Source organism: Streptomyces sp. P9(2023) (genome assembly GCF_032436795.1).
Lineage (GTDB): Bacteria > Actinomycetota > Actinomycetes > Streptomycetales > Streptomycetaceae > Streptomyces.
On record NZ_JAUPWM010000432.1, the window covers coordinates 1 to 276 of the forward strand.

Annotated in this window: 1 protein-coding gene; it reads left to right on the forward strand. The window is 53.6% G+C overall.

The features are described 5' to 3' along the window. Positions 1–276: hypothetical protein (locus tag Q5762_RS38235; RefSeq protein WP_315896919.1), on the forward strand; the 276-nt coding region annotated here is incomplete at both ends.

Sequence of the window (276 nt, forward strand, 5' to 3'; positions counted from 1 at the left end):
CTTGATAGTCAGGATGAGCAACGCCAGTACAAGGAAGACCTCAAGACTGATGGTTCCGTAAAAGCTGGCCTGAAGTCTATGGGCCGTGGTGCTATCAATGCACTGGCTCGTATGGCAGAAGACCCTGCATCTGTTGAAGCTGGTGTCACTGAGGGCATTGGTTCCCTGCTTACAGGTGCTCCTGTGGCACGTGCTCTTGGCATCCTTGGCAAAGCTGCTATGCCTGCTGCTATCGGTGTGCAGGAAGCTGGTGGCACCTATATGGGTACTGCCAAT